Source organism: Agromyces aureus (assembly GCF_001660485.1).
Lineage (GTDB): Bacteria > Actinomycetota > Actinomycetes > Actinomycetales > Microbacteriaceae > Agromyces > Agromyces aureus.
In genome coordinates, this window is the sequence record NZ_CP013979.1 from 2,406,874 (window position 1) to 2,422,471 (window position 15,598).

Below are 15,598 nucleotides of genomic sequence, written 5' to 3' on the forward strand. Positions count from 1 at the left end.
TCCGCGTCTCCATCACAGCTCGGTGCCGTAGTCGAGGAACACGGTTTCGCCCTCGCCCTGCAGGCGGATGTCGAAGCGGTACGAGCCGTGAGCGTCGGGCTCGGCCACCAGTGTGCTCCGCCGGGCGGGATCGACGCTGGTCAGCAGCGGATCGACCGCGTTCGCAGCGGGTTCGTCGGCGAAGTAGGCCCGGGTGAAGAGGTGCTGCAGCACGCCGCGAGCGAACACCGTCACGAGCACGTACGGTGCCGATCCGGCACGCAGCGCGCCCGGCTTGATCGTCGTGAACGAGTAGTGGCCGTCGCGGTCGACGGCGGCCCGTCCGAAGCCGGCGAAGCCGTGCGGGTCGCGATCGAGGGCGCCGCGCTCGGTCGAAGGCCTGCCTGCGGCATCCGCACCCCAGATCTCGACGATCGCGTCGGGGATCGGGTCGCCCGCGCCGTCGTACACGGTGCCGTGCAGGCGGATCGCGTCGGAATGCCACGGCGCCCGCACGTCGGGTCCGCCGACGTACGGCAGGGCGTACCCGAAGAACGGGCCGACGGTCTGCGACGGCGTCTGGCCAAGGAGTCGCTGCTCAGGCATGGTCGCCATCCTCCGGTTCCGTCCAGGTCGATCGCGGGCCGGTGAGCACGACGTCCCATCGGTAGCCGATCGCCCACTCGGGCTCGCTCACGTCGTGGTCGTATGCGGCGACGAGCCGCTCGCGCGCGGCCGGGTCGACGATGGACTGGTAGATCGGGTCGAGCGCGAAGAGCGGATCGCCCGGGAAGTACATCTGCGTGATCAGGCGCTGCGTGAACGCCGACCCGAAGAACGAGAAGTGGATGTGCGCCGGCCGCCAGGCGTTGCGGTGGTTCTTCCACGGGTAGGCGCCGGGCTTGATCGTCGTCAGTCGGTACGACCCGTCGTCGCCGGTGATGATGCGGCCGACGCCCGTGAAGTTCGGATCGAGCGGAGCCGGGTGCTGGTCGCGCTTGTGCACGTAGCGCCCCGACGCGTTCGCCTGCCAGATCTCCACCAGCTGGTTGCGCACCGGTCGGCCGTCGCCGTCGAGCACCCGGCCCGTCACGATGATGCGCTCGCCGAGCGGTTCCCCGGCATGTTGGATGGTGAGGTCGTTCTCCTCCGCCGCGACGTCGGTGTGGCCGAACGCCGGCGACACGAGCTCGATCTCCTCGGGGTCGGCACGCACGAGTTCGTGCGTCGGATGCCGCAGCACGGTCGAGCGATACGGCGCGAAGTCCCGCCGCGGGTGGGCCTCGAGCCCACGACCCGCGGATGCCGCGGCATCGCGCTCGAGCGCTTGGCGGTCGGCGATCTCGTCGCTGATCGTGCGTTGCGACAGCTCGGTTCGGGAAGGGGTGCTCAGCATCATTGCTCCGTCGTGAAGGGAAGTCCGGCGTACTGCTCGGCGAGGCTCTGGAGGGCGGCATGTGACCCGGTCACGTACTCGAGTCGACCAACCTGGCTGCGGTACGCGAACTCGCGGGCCGAGGCATCCGGTGCGTCGTGCACGTGCAGGAGGTCGGTCATCCACTCGGAGAACTGCTGCACCTTCCACTGCCGTGCGAGTGCCGCGTCGCTGTACCCGCGGAGGCCGGACTCGTCGCCGTGTCGCAGGCCGGCGACGAGAGCGCGGCCGAGCAGCACGACGTCGGCGATCGCCGAGTTGAGGCCCTTCGCCCCGGTCGGCGGCACGATGTGCGCGGCATCGCCGACGAGGAACAGCCGGCCGTGCGCCATGGTCGAGGCGACGAACGAGCGCATCGGCGTGATCGACTTCTCGAGCACCTCGCCCTCATGCAGGGTCCAGCCGTCGACGCCGAGCCTGGTCTGCAGCGCATCCCAGATGCGGGCGTCGGACCAGTCGTCGATGGACTCGTCATGGCGAACCTGCACGTAGAGGCGCGAGACCTCGGGCGAGCGCATCGAATGCATCGCGAATCCGTCGGGGTGCAGCGCGTAGATGAGGTCGTCGGTCGACGGCGGCACCTCGGCGAGGATGCCGAGCCACCCGAACGGGAAGGCGCGTTCGAATGCCCGGATGCCGGGGATCGCCGGTCGGCAGACGCCGTGGAAGCCGTCGGCTCCCACCACGACGTCGCCCTCGATCGTGGTCGTCGCCCCGGCATCCGTGAAGCTCACCGAGGGGGATCCCTCGAGTCCGGTCGGCGCGACGTCGGAGACCTCGAAGCGGATGTCGCTGCCGAGCCGGTCGTGCTCGGCGAGCAGATGCCGCACGAGCGCCTGCTGACCGTACACCGTGACCGTGCGCCCGACGAGCTCGTCGAAATCGACGTGATGGCGGGTCCCCTCGAACTGGAGGTGGATGCCGTGGTGCGTCAGTCCGCGCTCGCGCAGGTCGGCGTCGAGGCCCAGCTCGGCGAGCGTGTCGACGGAACCCTGTTCGAGCACGCCGGCGCGGATCCGACCGAGCACTTGCTCACGCGACCGGGCCTCGAGGATCGTGAACCCGATGCCGGCCCGGTGCAGGATGTGCCCGAGCAGGAGACCGGCGGGGCCGGCTCCGATGATGACCGCCTGGGTTCGCAACGCTGCGTCCTCTCGAGTGGATGGAAGGGTGGCACCATCGTGCGCTGCGGCGCATTCGCCGCGCATCCCGGATTCCATGGGATGGAAGCGGCTCGCCGCACGTCGAATGTGAGCCGACGGCTTACGGTCGGTGGCCGAGCGCCGCCGAGATGCCGCGACCGGCGATGCGCACGCCGAGCGCGAACTGCGGCTCGTCGCGCCGTTCGACGTGCGCGATGATCGACACCGCCGCGACCACGTCGCCCGTGGCGTCCCGCACCGGGGCGGCCACCGAGAACGCCCCCTTCGTCAGCGCCTCGACCGACGTCGCCACGCCCGTGGCGCGGATCCGGACCATCCGCTCGCGCAACGCCCCCTCCTCGACGATCGTTCCGGGCAGGAACCTGCGCGGGCCCGCCGCGATCACGTCTTCGAAGACGCCGGGCGGCGCGAACGCGAGCAGGGCCTGTCCGACGCCGGTCGCGTGCAACGGCAGGCGGGAGCCGATGTCGGTGATCGACGGCACGGCGTTCACCCCCGACATCCGCTCGAGGTAGACCGCGCCGAGCCCCTCGCGGACGGCGAGGTGCACGTGCTCCCCCGTCGACTCGAAGAGGTCCTCGAGGTACAGCTTGGCCGCGATGCGCAGCCGTCGCGACGACGGCTGGCGAACGGCCAGCCGCCACAGCTTGATGCCGACGCGGTATCGTCCGTCGCTGGAGCGCGTGATTCCGCCCCACTCGACCCATTCGCCGAGCAGCCGATGCGCCGTCGACAGCGGCAGCCGGGCGCGTTCGGCGATCTCGCTGAGCGTCAGCTCGTCGCCGCGCTCGAACGCGTCGGCGATCGCGAACAGCTTCTCGGCGACACGGCGGTCGTCGTCACCGCGGGGCATGCCCGCCGTCCTGGCCGCGTGGGTCGCCCACGAGCTCGAGCGCGGTTCGCTCGACAGCGGAGCTTGGTGAGCTGAGACGACCGGACACGGCTTCGTGCTTTCCTGGGAGATGCCGACGGGGCTGGGCGGGGTCCGAGCCTACCAATCGCGGTCCGAGCGATCTCGAGAACGCCCGTGCACGATGCCCGCCGGTCACGCCGCCGACTCATCGAGCGGAACTCGACGTCGTGCACGCGGGCGCATCCGGGCGGGCGGAATCGCCGGCGCGTGCACCGCGGGGCCGACGGCGGCGTTCAACGTGCCGACGCCCTCGACGGTCATCGACACCACGTCGCCCTCGACGAGCGGCGGCGGCGTGAGCTCGCCCGCGCGCCCCCAAAGTTCGCCGAGGCAGCCGCCATTGCCGACCGTTCCCGACCCCAGCACGTCACCGGGGACGACCCGCGAGTTTCGGGACGCGTAGGCGACGAGCTCGGGGAACGGCCATCCCATGTTCGAGACGAGGTCCTCGCCGATCAGCGCGCCGTTGACACGCACCTCGGCGCGCACGGCGAGGAAGCCGTCGTCGTCGAGGAACGGGTCGAGTTCGTCAGCCGTGACGATCCAGGGGCCGAGGCTCATGCCGAAGTCCTTGCCCTTGGCGGGGCCGAGACGCACCTTCATCTCGCGGCCCTGCAGGTCGCGTGCCGACCAGTCGTTCATGACGGTGTAGCCGAAGATGTGCTCGGCGGCCTGCGCTGCGGTGAGGTTCACGCCGTCGGAACCGGCGACGCCGCCGACGATCGCGGCGAGCTCGAGTTCGAAGTCGAGACGTTCGGTCACCGGTGGCGAGACGGATTCGCCCGGCCCGAGGGTCGTGTGCGGGTTCGTGAAGTAGAACGTGGGTGCCTCGTACCACTCGTCGGGCACATGGCTCGTGCCGTCGATGCTCGCGGAGACCCCCTCGACGTGTTCCTCGAAGGCCACGAAGTCGCGGACTGAAGCGGGCACGATCGGGGCGATGAGACGGATGTCGCCGAGCGGGCGCCCCGCGGCATCCGTCGCGGGGGCGAACAGGGCGTGGGCGGCCTCGAGCCCCTGCGCGAGCACCTCGGCGACCGTCGCGCCGTCGGGGAACGGCACGACGCGGTCGTCGATGACGAAGCCCTCACCGACGTCGGTTCCGTCGATCCAGCGTGCGATCCTCACGAGCGCACCCCCTGCTCGACGAGGCGGCCGAGCAGCGCGTCGGCATTTCCGGAGAGCACGGCGGTCTCGGCATCCGCTCCGAGTTCCGCGTCGCGCACGAAGGCGACGGGGTCGTCGAGGCCCATGTCGAACGGGTAGTCGCTGCCGAGCACGACCTGCGAGGCGCCGGCGACCTCGAGGAGGTGACGGAGCGCGCCTTCGTCGTGCACGACCGTGTCGAACCAGATGCGCCGCAGGTACGACGACGGCAGGTGCTCGCAGGCGCGCGCGTCGGGGCGCACGCGCCAGGCGTGATCGCTGCGTCCGATGGCGGTGGGCAGGTACCCGCCGCCGTGCGCGGCGACGAGCTTGAGCGTCGGATGCCGGTCGAGCACGCCCGAGAAGATCAGGTGCGAGAGGGCGACCGCGTTCTCGGCGGGCTGGCCCACGGTGTTGGCGAGGTAGAAGCGGTCGAGCCGCTCGTCGAGGCTGCAGCCGAACGGGTGCAGGAAGACCACCGCGCCGAGTTCGGCGACACGCGCCCACATGGGCTCGAGCCGGGGGTCGGACAGTTCGACATCGCCCGCGAACGACGAGATCTCGATGCCTGCGAGCCCGCGCCCGAGGATCGCGTCGTCGACGCACTCGAGGATCCGCTCAGGGTGCTGCAGCGGCACCACGCCGAGGCCGATGAGCCGTTCTGGCGCGTGGGCGACGTGCTCGGCGATGAGCCGGTTTGCCTCCTGCGCGACCCAGACGGCGAGCCCCTCGGGCGCCCACGGGTAGAAGTGGTTCGGCGACGCCGAAACCCACTGCCGGTCGACGCCCTGCCGGTCCATCTCGGCGAGGCGCACGTCGACGTCGGTGAGCCTCGGGATGCGGGCGCCCACCATCGGCCCCGAGACCGCCTGGCTGACGGCGCCGTTGCGGCGCAGTTCGAGCTCGGCGGCCTCGCGCACGCCCTCGGGCGCACGGCGTTCGACGTCGGCGTGCAGGCCGGGCATGAGCAGGTGCGCGTGCACGTCGGTGATCGGCGCGGTGCGCGTGATGGCCGCGGCGCCGATGCCCGCGGTCACGCCGGCACCGCCATCTGCTGCGAGATGCCGAAGATGAGTCCGCCCGCGTCGGCGTCGCGGTTCCCGTCGATCTGCCACTGGCCGAGCTGCACGGATGCCTCGACGACCGCCTTCGCGCGCGGCACGCGTCGCTCGTGGAACTCGGTCCAGAGTGACGCATCGACGCTGTCGCGCGAGGTCAGCAGTTCGGTGAGCACGAGGGCGTCCTCGAGGCCTTGAGCCGCACCCTGCGCGATCGTGGGCGGGCAGGAATGCGCGGCGTCGCCGATGATCACGACCCGCCCGCGGTTCCACTCTCCCTCGACGAGGTGTTTCGTGAACCACGTGTAGTTCGCCGTCGCGCCGGCTTCGATGTCGGCGCGGATCGAGTTCCACGGGCCGTCATAGGCGCGCGATGCCTCGAGCATGATGCTTCGGGCGTCGTCGGCACTCACGTCGAACCGGTCTTGGGCGCGCTCGACGAGGATCGCGTACATCGTGTCGTCGCCGGTGGGCGTGTAGCCGGCGATGTACACGGGTCCGCCGTAGTAGAGCTCGCTTCGCACGACCTCGGCAGGCCGTGAGACGAACGCGCGCCAGATGCCCATGCCGGTGGGCTCGGGCTTTGCATCGATGCCGACGAGTTCACGCACGGCGGAGTGCAGTCCGTCAGCGCCGATGAGGAGGTCGTAGCGCCTCGCCGACTGGCCGTCGACGAGAACGTCGACCGTGTCGTCGGCCTGCTGCAGGCCCGTGATCTTGGTGCCGAAGTGCACGTCGGCGCCGGCGGCGCGCGCATGTTCGAGCAGGATCCGGGCCAGGTCGGCGCGCGGCATGCCCATGGCGGCCGGGTAGTCGGGTCCACCCGTCTTGACGTCGGGCAGTTCGGCCACGATCCGGGCGCCTGGCCCGGGGGCACGCAGGTTCAGTCCCTCGAACGGGAAGCCTGCGGCGCGGATGTCGTTCCATGCGCCGAGCGCGTCGAACACGCGCAGGGCGTTGCCCTGCAGCGAGATGCCCGACCCATGGGTGCTCGGCTCAGGCTTGACCTCGAAGACGTCGACGTGCACGCCGGCCTTCGCGAGCTGGATGGCGGCGGCGAGGCCGGTGACCCCGGCTCCGGCGATGGCGACCTTCTGGACTGCGGTCATGTGAAGAACCTCACTGTTCTTTGGGGGTTGGGGCGGGTCAGAGGATGGCGACGGGGTTGATCGGCGAGCCGACCGCACCCGTGATCGGCAGCGGCGCCGCCGAGAGCAGGAACTCGTATCGACCCGTTTCGGCGCAGGCGTCGGAGAGTTCGTCGAGGTTCCACATCTCACCGATCGTGAGCCCGATATTGGGGATCGCGACCTGGTGCAGCGGCTGGAAGGCGGGTGCATCGAACTCGTTCGGGCGCACCTCGAAGCCCCAAGTGTCTGTTGCGATCGCGGCGATCTCCGTACGGTGCAGCCAGCCGGCGGTCGTCAACGACAGACCGGGGGCCGAGCCGCCGGCGTACTCGCCCCAGCCCTCGCGGCGGGTGCGTGCGTACTGACCTGTGCGCACGAGCACGATGTCGCCGCGCCCCACCGCGCTCGTCGATCCTTGTGCGGCGATGGTCGCCTCCAGGTCGTCGACCGTGATCGCGTAGCCGTCAGCGAGTTCGCCGGTATCGGGCCGCAGGTGCCGGCCCACGTCGAGCAGCACCCCACGCGACACGATGACGGATGCCGCGTGCTCGATGCCCGTGACGAGGTCGCCCTCGCTCGTGACGACGTCCCCTGCGCGACGCCCGTTCCAGGCGAAGCCGTGGTCGAAGATGTGGCCGAGGCCGTCCCACTGCGTGGAGCACTGCAGGGGCATGGCGATCACGTCGTCGGCGCCGCCGAGCCCGTGCGGGAACCCCTGGCCGCGCTCGGCGTCGGTGCCCGTGTCGAGCATGGTGTGCACGGGATTCGTGCGGCGGCGCCACCCCTTCTGGGGTCCCGCCATGTCGAACGCCTGCGCGAGCGAGATCACGCGGCCGGTGGTCGCGGTCGCCGCGGCCGCAGCGCGCTTGGCGTCATCGATGAAGTTGAGGGTGCCGAGCGCGTCGTCGGCACCCCAGCGGCCCCAGTTTCGGTAGGCCTCGGCGCGGGCCGCGATCTCCGACTCGGGGTCGGAGCGATCGAGTTCGGCGGGCCGTTCGCTCGGGGCGCTCATGCTGCGGCCACACAACGCACGACCTGCGTTCCGAGCCCGGTGATCGACCCGGTCATGACGTCCCCGTCCTGCAGGAACCGGCGCCAGTGCTGGCCGTTGCCGGCCGGGCTGCCGGTGAGCAGCAGGTCGCCGGGCAGGAGCGGCATGGTCTGCGATGCGGCGGAGACGAGCGCAGGGATGTCGAAGAGCAGGTCGCTCGTCGAGGCATCCTGCATCACCTGGCCGTTCAGTTCGAGACGCACCTGCGCGTCGGAGCCGTCGACGAACGACGCCGGCACCAGGAACGGACCCGCGGGGGTGAAGCCCGGCGCGTTCTTCGCCCGGTACCAGTCGGTGCCGATCTCCTTCATGTCCTTGCGGAACACGAGGTCGCGGGTCGTGATGTCGTTCGCGATCGTGTAGCCGGCGACGTGCTCGAGGGCGTCCTCGCGGGAGACGCGGAAGGCCGGGCGCCCGATCACGACGGCGAGCTCGAGCTCCCAGTCGTGCACCTCGCTGTAGGCGGGGAGTTCGAGCGGCACGTCGTCGCCGACCACACACGCCGGCAGGCCGATGAAGAAGTACGGCTCGCCGTTCGCGGCGCGGTCGTCCATCATCTTCGCGGCGAGGTCCCGCGACTCCTCCGGCGAGCGGTCGGTGTTGTTCGTGAGGCCGGCCGCAACGAGTTCGATGACGTGCTGGCGGTAGTTGGCACCGGTCTGCAGCAGCTGGCGCGGCTCGACGGGGGCGGTCAGGACGACGTCGGCGAGCGGCATCCATTCGGTGCCTGCTGCATCGCCGGCCGCGAGGGCGCCGAGGCGCTCCCAGTCCGGCGAGGCGAGGAAGGCGTTGAGGTCGGATGCCCCGAGCTCGTCGGCGCTGATCGGGCGGAGCCGGGCGCCGACCACGATGGCGAGGCGCACGGTGTCGCCGTCACGGTATCGCGCGAGCGCGAAGGGGATCTCGGGGGGAAGTGACGACGTCGTCATGCGGTGCTCCTGGTGCGAATGGTGGTGCAGATGGTGAAGCGGATGGTCGTGCGGGTGGTGCTGCGGTGAACGTGCGGCGGCAGGGGCGGCCGCGCCTTCGGCCGGAGGATCGCGCCCCCGGCCGAAGGATCGCTCAGCCGCGCCCTTCGAGCGCGTACGGGTTGAGCAGCGCCTCGCGGATCTCGTCGGGCACGCCCTCCTCGGTCGCCGAGGGGCCGTCGGCGGGCGGGAACGACTCCGTCATCGACATCGGCATGGCGCCGTTGCGGTAGAAGTTGTTCGAGCCCTGCGAGGGCTTCCAGGTCTGCGCGTCCCAGTCGGGCACGTAGTTGCGGTAGCCGCCGGTGTTCAGCTCGATGCGGAGCGTCGACGGCTCGCGGTAGTAGAGGAAGTTCTGCTCGCCGATGCCGTGGATCGATGGGCCGTACTCGATCGGGATGCCGTTCTCCATGAGGGTGTCGGCGGCGATGAGCAGTTCTTCGCGGGTGTCGACCCAGAACGCGTAGTGGTTCACGCGGCCGGCGCGGGTCGACCCGTCGAGCACGACGCCGAGGTCGTGCGACTTCTCGTTCGTGGTGAGCACCGAGAACACCGAGATCGGCGCTTCGTCGAGCACGGTGCGGGCCATGAAGCGGAAGCCGAGCACGTCGACGTACCACTGCACGAACGCGTCGACGTCGCTGGTGGCGACGGTGACGTGATCGAGCTGACGCGGGGCGCCGGCGACCTTCGACCGGCGCGACGGACGGTCGGGGTAGATCGAGGCGTTGGGGCCTTCGGTGTCGTGGTGGCGGGTGACGTCCCAGTGCAGGGTCATCGAGTGGCCGAACGGTCCGGTGAAGCGGTAGGCGCGACCGATCTTGTGCGCGTCGACCCATTCGCCCTGGATGCCGGCGGCCTCGATGCGCTTCGCGGCCTCCTCGAGCGCCTCGGCGCTCGACGTGCGCCAGGCCATCGTGTCGAGCGAGGGCTCGTCGCCTGGCACGATCACGACCGAGTAGGCGTAGTAGTCACCCCAGCAACGCAGGTACACGGAGCCGTCGATGCGGTCGACGACCGTGAGGCCGACCTGCTCCTCGTAGAACTTCACGGAAGCCTCGACATCGGGCGACGTGACCGCGACGTAGGAGAGGTGAGACAGCAGTTTGATCATCTTCGATCCTTTCGAGTTCGGGCGACGTCGCCCAGATCAACGATCATTGACCGACTGACATCAGGGAAGCTGAATTCGCTGATCCCTGATATCAGCGGCGCTGATGTCGAGACGATCAGGCGGTGACGGCGACGGTCCGAGGTCGCAGCGCGATCGCGACACCGAAGCCGACGATCGCCGCGAGCACCCCGGCGATGCCCACGACCGTCGGAAGGCCGCCGAGCGCGACGGTGAGGGCGGCCACCACGATGGGCGTGAGGAACTGCCCGAAGTAGAACGCCGCGGTCCACCAGCCGGTCACGCGGCCGCGATCGGCGAACTCGGCGGCCGAGACCACCCAGGTCACGAGCGACGGCAGCAACAGGCCCGACCCGAGTGAGGCGACGAGCGCTCCGGGAATGATTCCCGGCATGCCGGGCACCATCCAGATCACGACCATTCCCACCGCCTGCATGCCGAATGCGACCGGGATGAGCACGCCATGCCGCAGGCGCCTCGAGAGCGCTGCGAAGGAGAGACCGCCGATGGCCGTCGCGAGGGATGCCGCGGCAGCGACTCCGCCGATGGCCGCGGTGTCGGTCGCGGCGATGCCGGTGCCGACCACCAGGTAGCTCATCTCGAGCACGAGCAGGTAGAAGGTGAGGCCCCCGAAGAGGGTCACGAGCAGCGGCACGCCGATGCGGGCCCAGGGCACCTTGACCTTCGCCGCCACGTTCACCGAATCGGATGCCACAGCACCGGATGCCGCGGGCGCGACCTCTCCGGCCTCCGCCGGGGTCGGCTCCCAGAGCGAGACGATCATGAACGCCGCGACGACCAGGCTGATCGCGTACACCCAGAACGGCGTGTGCCACCCGCCGACGCCGAGTGCCCCGCCGAGCACGATGAACGCGGTCGCCGCGAGCGTGGTCACGACGGTCTGCAGGCCGAGGTAGCGATCGCGGCGTCGCTTCTCGTGGAAGTAGTCGACGATCAGGGTCGTGCAGACGGTCATGATCGCCGCCTCGCAGATGCCGACCAGCACGCGGCTGACGAGGATCGCGGGCAGGGCCTCGAGCCAGGCCGGCGCCGTGCCGACGAGCGCGTACGCGATCATCGCGGTCACGAGCAACGGCTTGCGACCCAGCCGGTCGACGATCTGCCCGGCGAACGGTGCGAACAGGGCGATCATCAGCGCCGGGATCGCCACGATCATCGGCACGAGCACCTCGGCGCCGGCGATTGCTCCGAAGTGCTCGGAGAGTTGCGGCAGGATCGGCGTGATGAGCACCGAGCCCAGCACGGGCATGCAGCTGCCCGCGAGCAGGAGGATGGCCTGCCAGACGCCCGCGCGGCGGGTGGCGGTGACCGGAGGGGATGCGATCGAAGTGTCGCCCATGACGTGTCTCTCCATCGAGTGTCGTCGGACGCGGCCACGGGTCGGGCCGCGCGCGCAGGGGGTGCGCGTGAACAAGTAGACGAGTCGGCCGTCGATCCGGATATGGGAGATCGATGATTCGGGGTATCGATGCGATTGATACCGGATGCCGCCACGTATTGCCGTGTGCGATACTCCAGCTATTGACATCACCATCGTCGATACGCACAAGGAGGTGCACGTGTCCGACGGCCCATCGATCTCGAGACTCGACCTGAACCTGCTCGTCGCGCTGGATGCGCTGCTGACCGAGCGCAGCGTGACGAGGGCGGCCGAGCAGCTCCGACTCAGCCAGCCGGCACTCAGTGCTTCACTCGCGCGATTGCGCACGCATTTCGGCGATCCGATCCTCGCCCGACGGGGCAACGCCTACGAACTCACGCCGCTCGCGCTCCGCCTCGCGGAGCACACCAGCACCGCACTGGAATCGGCTCGCCGCGTGTTCGAGAGTCAGGCCGAGTGGTCGCCAGAGACCGCCACCCGGGAGTTCCTGATCTACGGATCCGACTACGCTTTCGCGACGGTGGGCAGTGCCGCCGCGGCACTCGCCCACGAGCGCGCACCCGGCGTGCGATTTCGCTTCATGCTGCACACGACCGCGATCATCGACGAGGCCGAGCAGCGGTTGCGGTCGGTCGACGCGCTCCTCATCCCGCACGGATTCACGCCGGGACTGCACCACGAAGACCTCTGGCACGACCACTGGGTGATCGTCGGCTCGAGCGACCGGCCGCAGCATCCGCTCACCATGCAGGACCTCGCCGACGCACCATGGGTCTTCACCTACCAGTCGCGCACGGCCTTCACCTCGGCCGGGCGCCAGTTGGAGGAGCTCGGCATCGACCCGCGCGTCGACATCGTCGCCGAGAGCTTCCTCGCGCTCCCCCACTTCATCATCGGCACCGATCGGCTCGGTCTCGTGCAGGCCAGGCTCGCCGACTCCGTGCGATCGCTCGGTGGGCTGCAGGTGTTCGAACCCCCGTTCGAGGCGACGCCGCTCACGAACGCGCTGTGGTGGCATCCGGTGCACGACCACGACCCCGAGCACGTGTGGATGCGCGAGCTGTTCGCCGAGGCGGGGCGGTCGCTCGACGCGTGACGTCTGAGGCCTGCGGCCTGCAGTCTGCGATCTGGGAGAGGTCAGCGAGCCGCCGAGAGCACGATCAGCTCGGCACGCGACTGGGCGCCGGCCTTGCGCAGCAGGTTCGACACGTGGAACTTCACCGTGTTCTCACTGATGCCGAGCTGACCGGCGATCTCGCGGTTTCGAGCGCCCGACGCGACGAGCTTCAGCACCTCTCGCTCACGCAGCGACAGCGGCACCACGTCGACCAACGGCTCGGGCGCGGTCGGCGGGTCGAGCGGCAGCCGGATGTCGAGGTTCGAGCCCCACCCGGGCGTGGACGTCACCTGCATCTCGCCATCGAGCGCGGCGACCCGTTCGACCATCGGACGCAGCGAGTCGTCGTGCCCCGTGAGCACCCCATCACCGTCGTCGCGGATGCCGATGAGCAGGTTGAGCCCGTCGCAGTCCCACTGGATGCGGACCCGTCGGGTCTCTCCCTGATCGACGAGCGCGAGCACCGCGCTGCGCACGATCGCGCGTGCCGCGTAGGCGACCTCGCCCGGCAGCGCGCGGCCGGTCGCAGGAGGCTCGACGAACTGCACCTCGAGATCGCTGAACCGCACGAGGGGCCGAAGATCGCTCTGCAACCGGGCGAACGCGCCGACGACGGGCTCCAGCATCGCGCTGCGCTGCTCATCGGTCGCCATGCGCAGCCCGACGAGCGCCGCGGCCGCGGCATCGATCGCGATCGTGCGAGCGCCGCGATCATCGAGCCGGTCGGACCGGAGAATCGCGAGGAGCGATTCGAGGGTGAGGGCGTACTGGTCGGACTGCTCGGCCACCGTGCGCGCATGTTCGAAGAGCTGTCGACGCGACGTCTTGGGCGGCAGATCGGTGTCGGTCATATCGCCACCCTACCCGCGTCGACCATCCCATCCTTTCGGATAGGTGAATCCCGACCGATGGGCGGGCGCACCGCGCCGCGAAGTCTCGCAGCATGGACACCATGGAAGCCCTGGACACCGCCGTCGCGCCCGAAGTCGTGCCTGCTCCCCCGACCGCCGTCGCGTCCTCTCTCGCGATGATCACGGCCGAGCTCGACTCCACACTGACGCGCATCGGAACGGATGCCGCGGCCGGGCTCTCGGCCACGGCCGACCTGATCCTCGACGCACGCCGCGTGTTCGTGCTCGGCGCCGGGCGCTCGGGACTCGCCCTGCGCATGACCGCGATGCGGCTCATGCATCTCGGACTCGAGGTGCACGTCGTCGGCGAGGTGACGGCTCCGGCGATCGGCGCGGGCGACCTGCTGCTGACCGCGAGCGGCTCGGGCACGACCGGCGGCATCGTGCGTGCCGCCGAGACCGCGATCGCCACCGGCGCACGCATCGCAGCCATCACGACCGCGCCCGCATCCCCGCTGGCCGCCATGGCCTCGGCGGTCGTCGTCGTGCCAGCCGCGGGCAAGCTCGATCGCTCCGAGTCGGCATCGGCGCAGTACGCCGGGAGCCTGTTCGAGCAGACCGTCGTGCTCGTGGGCGACGCACTCTTCGACGCGCTCTGGCGTCGCAGCGGGCAGAGCGCCGACGACCTCTGGCCCCGCCACTCGAATCTCGAATGACCTATTCCATACGCACATCGATGCACCCACTGAAAGGAACCACCGCATGAAGCTCCAGTTCGCCATGGACACCCTGTCCACCGAATCCGCCCTCGCGCTCGCCGCAGCCGCAGCACCGCACGTCGACATCCTCGAGCTCGGCACCCCGCTCATCAAGAGCGAGGGCCTCTCCGCGATCACCGCGATCAAGGCGGCCCACCCAGACAAGATCGTCTTCGCCGACCTCAAGACGATGGATGCCGGCGAGCTCGAGGCCGACATCGCCTTCGGCGCGGGCGCCGACCTGGTCACCGTGCTCGGCACGGCGGGTGACAGCACCATCGCCGGCGCGGTGAAGGCCGCCAAGAAGCACGGCAAGGGCGTCGTCGTCGACCTCATCGGCGTCGCCGACAAGCCGGCCCGCGCCAAGCAGGTCGTGGCACTCGGCGCCGAGTTCGTCGAGATGCACGCGGGTCTCGACGAGCAGGCCGAAGACGGCTTCACGTTCGCGACGTTGCTGCGGGACGGCGAGGCATCCGGTGTTCCGTTCTCGGTCGCGGGTGGCGTGAACGCCGCCAGCATCGGCTCGGTTCGCGACTCGGGCGCCCGCATCGCGGTCGCCGGCAGCGCGATCTACAGCGCCGAGAACGTCGGCGAGGCTGCCGCAGCGCTGCGCGCCGCCATCGGCTGATCTCACCGCACACCACAGGCCGCGAGCGTTCGCTCGCGGCCTGTTCTGCATTCCAGTTACCTCAGGCGCGTGGAAGCGCCGAACCCATCGCCCGAGCGGTTCCCAGTCCCCCACCATGCCCGGTGAGCCCGCCGTCGACGGCGATCTCCGCCCCGGTGACGAACGAGGCCGCCGGTGAGAGCAGGTGAGCGATAACTTCGGCCACCTCGCTCGGCGCCCCGGTTCGGCCGAGCGGGGTCGATTCGTTGCTCGCCTCACGGAACTCGGCCGGAGCGCTCGCCGTCATCGGCGTCTCGATGTAGCCGGGACTCACGAGATTGACCCGGATGCCGCGTGGCCCGAGCTCCATCGCCGCGGTCTTGGTGATGCTCCGCAGCGCCCACTTGCTTGCGCCGGAGGCGATGCCGTAGTGCGCGGTCGAGCCTGCGGCGGAACCGATGTTCACGATCGAACTCCCAGGCTGCATCACTGCTGCGGGCGCCTGGATGCCGAACGCCGGGCCGGCTGCGTTGACGGCGAACGCAGCATCGAAGTCCTTCGGTTCGACATCGTGCAGTCGCGCACGCGTCGTGATGCCGGCCGCATTCACGAGTCCGTCGAGCGAGCGCCCCGACGCGATGAGTTCCGTAGCCAACGCTCGCCAGGCCGAGACGTCGGCGACATCGAGCGAGACACGCTCGATGTCGCCGACCGTGGTCGTCCCCGCATCCTCCCAGCGCAGATCGGCCGCGATCACCGAAGCGCCCGCGTCGACGAGCACCGCCACCGTCGCAGCACCGATTCCGGAGGCTGCGCCGGTGACGACGTAGCGGCGATTCTCGTGGATCGTCATGACGACCTCTCTCTTCTGGATGTTGCAGCAGAATG

The 15,598-nt window shown here is 70.0% G+C and carries 16 protein-coding genes; 3 read left to right on the plus strand and 13 right to left on the minus strand.

The genetic code is table 11. The features are described 5' to 3' along the window. Window positions 1-12 precede the first annotated feature (12 nt). The 11 genes from pcaG to ATC03_RS10765 form a co-directional block, all read right to left on the minus strand. Window positions 13-585, minus strand: a complete 573-nt coding sequence (gene pcaG / locus ATC03_RS10715) for a protocatechuate 3,4-dioxygenase subunit alpha (RefSeq protein WP_067881896.1) — start codon at window positions 583-585, stop codon at window positions 13-15. Then, complete coding sequence (gene pcaH / locus ATC03_RS10720; RefSeq protein ID WP_227820066.1) at window positions 578-1,375, minus strand: protocatechuate 3,4-dioxygenase subunit beta; 798 nt, start codon at window positions 1,373-1,375, stop codon at window positions 578-580. The genes pcaG and pcaH overlap by 8 nt, the downstream gene beginning before the upstream one ends. Beyond that, window positions 1,375-2,556: a 4-hydroxybenzoate 3-monooxygenase gene (locus ATC03_RS10725; protein ID WP_067876698.1), complete on the minus strand. Its 1,182-nt coding sequence runs from the start codon at window positions 2,554-2,556 to the stop codon at window positions 1,375-1,377. Before ATC03_RS10725 ends, pcaH begins: the two co-directional genes overlap by 1 nt. 121 nt (window positions 2,557-2,677) lie before the next feature. Continuing rightward, window positions 2,678-3,430: an IclR family transcriptional regulator gene (locus ATC03_RS10730; RefSeq protein WP_067876706.1), complete on the minus strand. Its 753-nt coding sequence runs from the start codon at window positions 3,428-3,430 to the stop codon at window positions 2,678-2,680. 192 nt (window positions 3,431-3,622) lie between these two features. Next, window positions 3,623-4,618: a fumarylacetoacetate hydrolase family protein gene (locus ATC03_RS10735; RefSeq protein WP_067876709.1), complete on the minus strand. Its 996-nt coding sequence runs from the start codon at window positions 4,616-4,618 to the stop codon at window positions 3,623-3,625. Continuing rightward, window positions 4,615-5,601 (minus strand): amidohydrolase family protein, encoded by a 987-nt coding sequence (locus tag ATC03_RS10740; protein WP_067881902.1) that lies wholly within the window; start codon window positions 5,599-5,601, stop codon window positions 4,615-4,617. Before ATC03_RS10740 ends, ATC03_RS10735 begins: the two co-directional genes overlap by 4 nt. Before the next feature lie 68 nt (window positions 5,602-5,669). Continuing rightward, a complete protein-coding gene (locus tag ATC03_RS10745; protein WP_067876712.1) occupies window positions 5,670-6,803 on the minus strand; it encodes an FAD-dependent monooxygenase in 1,134 nt (377 codons plus the stop codon). Window positions 6,804-6,840: 37 nt separating this feature from the next. Further along, a complete protein-coding gene (locus tag ATC03_RS10750; protein ID WP_067876715.1) occupies window positions 6,841-7,836 on the minus strand; it encodes a cyclase family protein in 996 nt (331 codons plus the stop codon). Then, a complete protein-coding gene (locus ATC03_RS10755) occupies window positions 7,833-8,804 on the minus strand; it encodes a fumarylacetoacetate hydrolase family protein (protein ID WP_067876718.1) in 972 nt (323 codons plus the stop codon). Before ATC03_RS10755 ends, ATC03_RS10750 begins: the two co-directional genes overlap by 4 nt. A gap of 133 nt (window positions 8,805-8,937) precedes the next feature. Beyond that, a complete protein-coding gene (locus ATC03_RS10760) occupies window positions 8,938-9,957 on the minus strand; it encodes a VOC family protein (protein WP_067876722.1) in 1,020 nt (339 codons plus the stop codon). Window positions 9,958-10,072: 115 nt separating this feature from the next. After that, complete coding sequence (locus tag ATC03_RS10765) at window positions 10,073-11,335, minus strand: MFS transporter (protein ID WP_067876723.1); 1,263 nt, start codon at window positions 11,333-11,335, stop codon at window positions 10,073-10,075. A gap of 220 nt (window positions 11,336-11,555) precedes the next feature. Here ATC03_RS10765 and ATC03_RS10770 point away from each other — a divergent pair, with 220 nt between their 5' ends. Further along, window positions 11,556-12,473, plus strand: a complete 918-nt coding sequence (locus ATC03_RS10770) for a LysR family transcriptional regulator (RefSeq protein ID WP_067881905.1) — start codon at window positions 11,556-11,558, stop codon at window positions 12,471-12,473. 41 nt (window positions 12,474-12,514) lie between these two features. Here ATC03_RS10770 and ATC03_RS10775 read toward each other — a convergent pair whose 3' ends face one another. Beyond that, the gene (locus tag ATC03_RS10775) at window positions 12,515-13,345 is read right to left on the minus strand and encodes a helix-turn-helix transcriptional regulator (protein ID WP_067876726.1); all 831 of its coding nucleotides are present in this window, start codon (window positions 13,343-13,345) and stop codon (window positions 12,515-12,517) included. 92 nt (window positions 13,346-13,437) lie between these two features. Between ATC03_RS10775 and hxlB the strand changes: the two genes are divergently transcribed. Together hxlB and hxlA are read left to right on the plus strand one after the other, a co-directional pair. Beyond that, window positions 13,438-14,061: a 6-phospho-3-hexuloisomerase gene (hxlB, locus tag ATC03_RS10780; RefSeq protein WP_084003434.1), complete on the plus strand. Its 624-nt coding sequence runs from the start codon at window positions 13,438-13,440 to the stop codon at window positions 14,059-14,061. 46 nt (window positions 14,062-14,107) lie between these two features. Beyond that, window positions 14,108-14,731, plus strand: coding sequence for a 3-hexulose-6-phosphate synthase (gene hxlA, locus ATC03_RS10785; protein WP_067876728.1), 624 nt, complete (start codon window positions 14,108-14,110; stop codon window positions 14,729-14,731). A 61-nt stretch (window positions 14,732-14,792) separates the two neighbouring features. Here the strand turns inward: hxlA and ATC03_RS10790 are convergent, their stop codons facing one another. After that, window positions 14,793-15,563 (minus strand): SDR family NAD(P)-dependent oxidoreductase, encoded by a 771-nt coding sequence (locus ATC03_RS10790; RefSeq protein ID WP_067881912.1) that lies wholly within the window; start codon window positions 15,561-15,563, stop codon window positions 14,793-14,795. Window positions 15,564-15,598 lie beyond the last annotated feature (35 nt).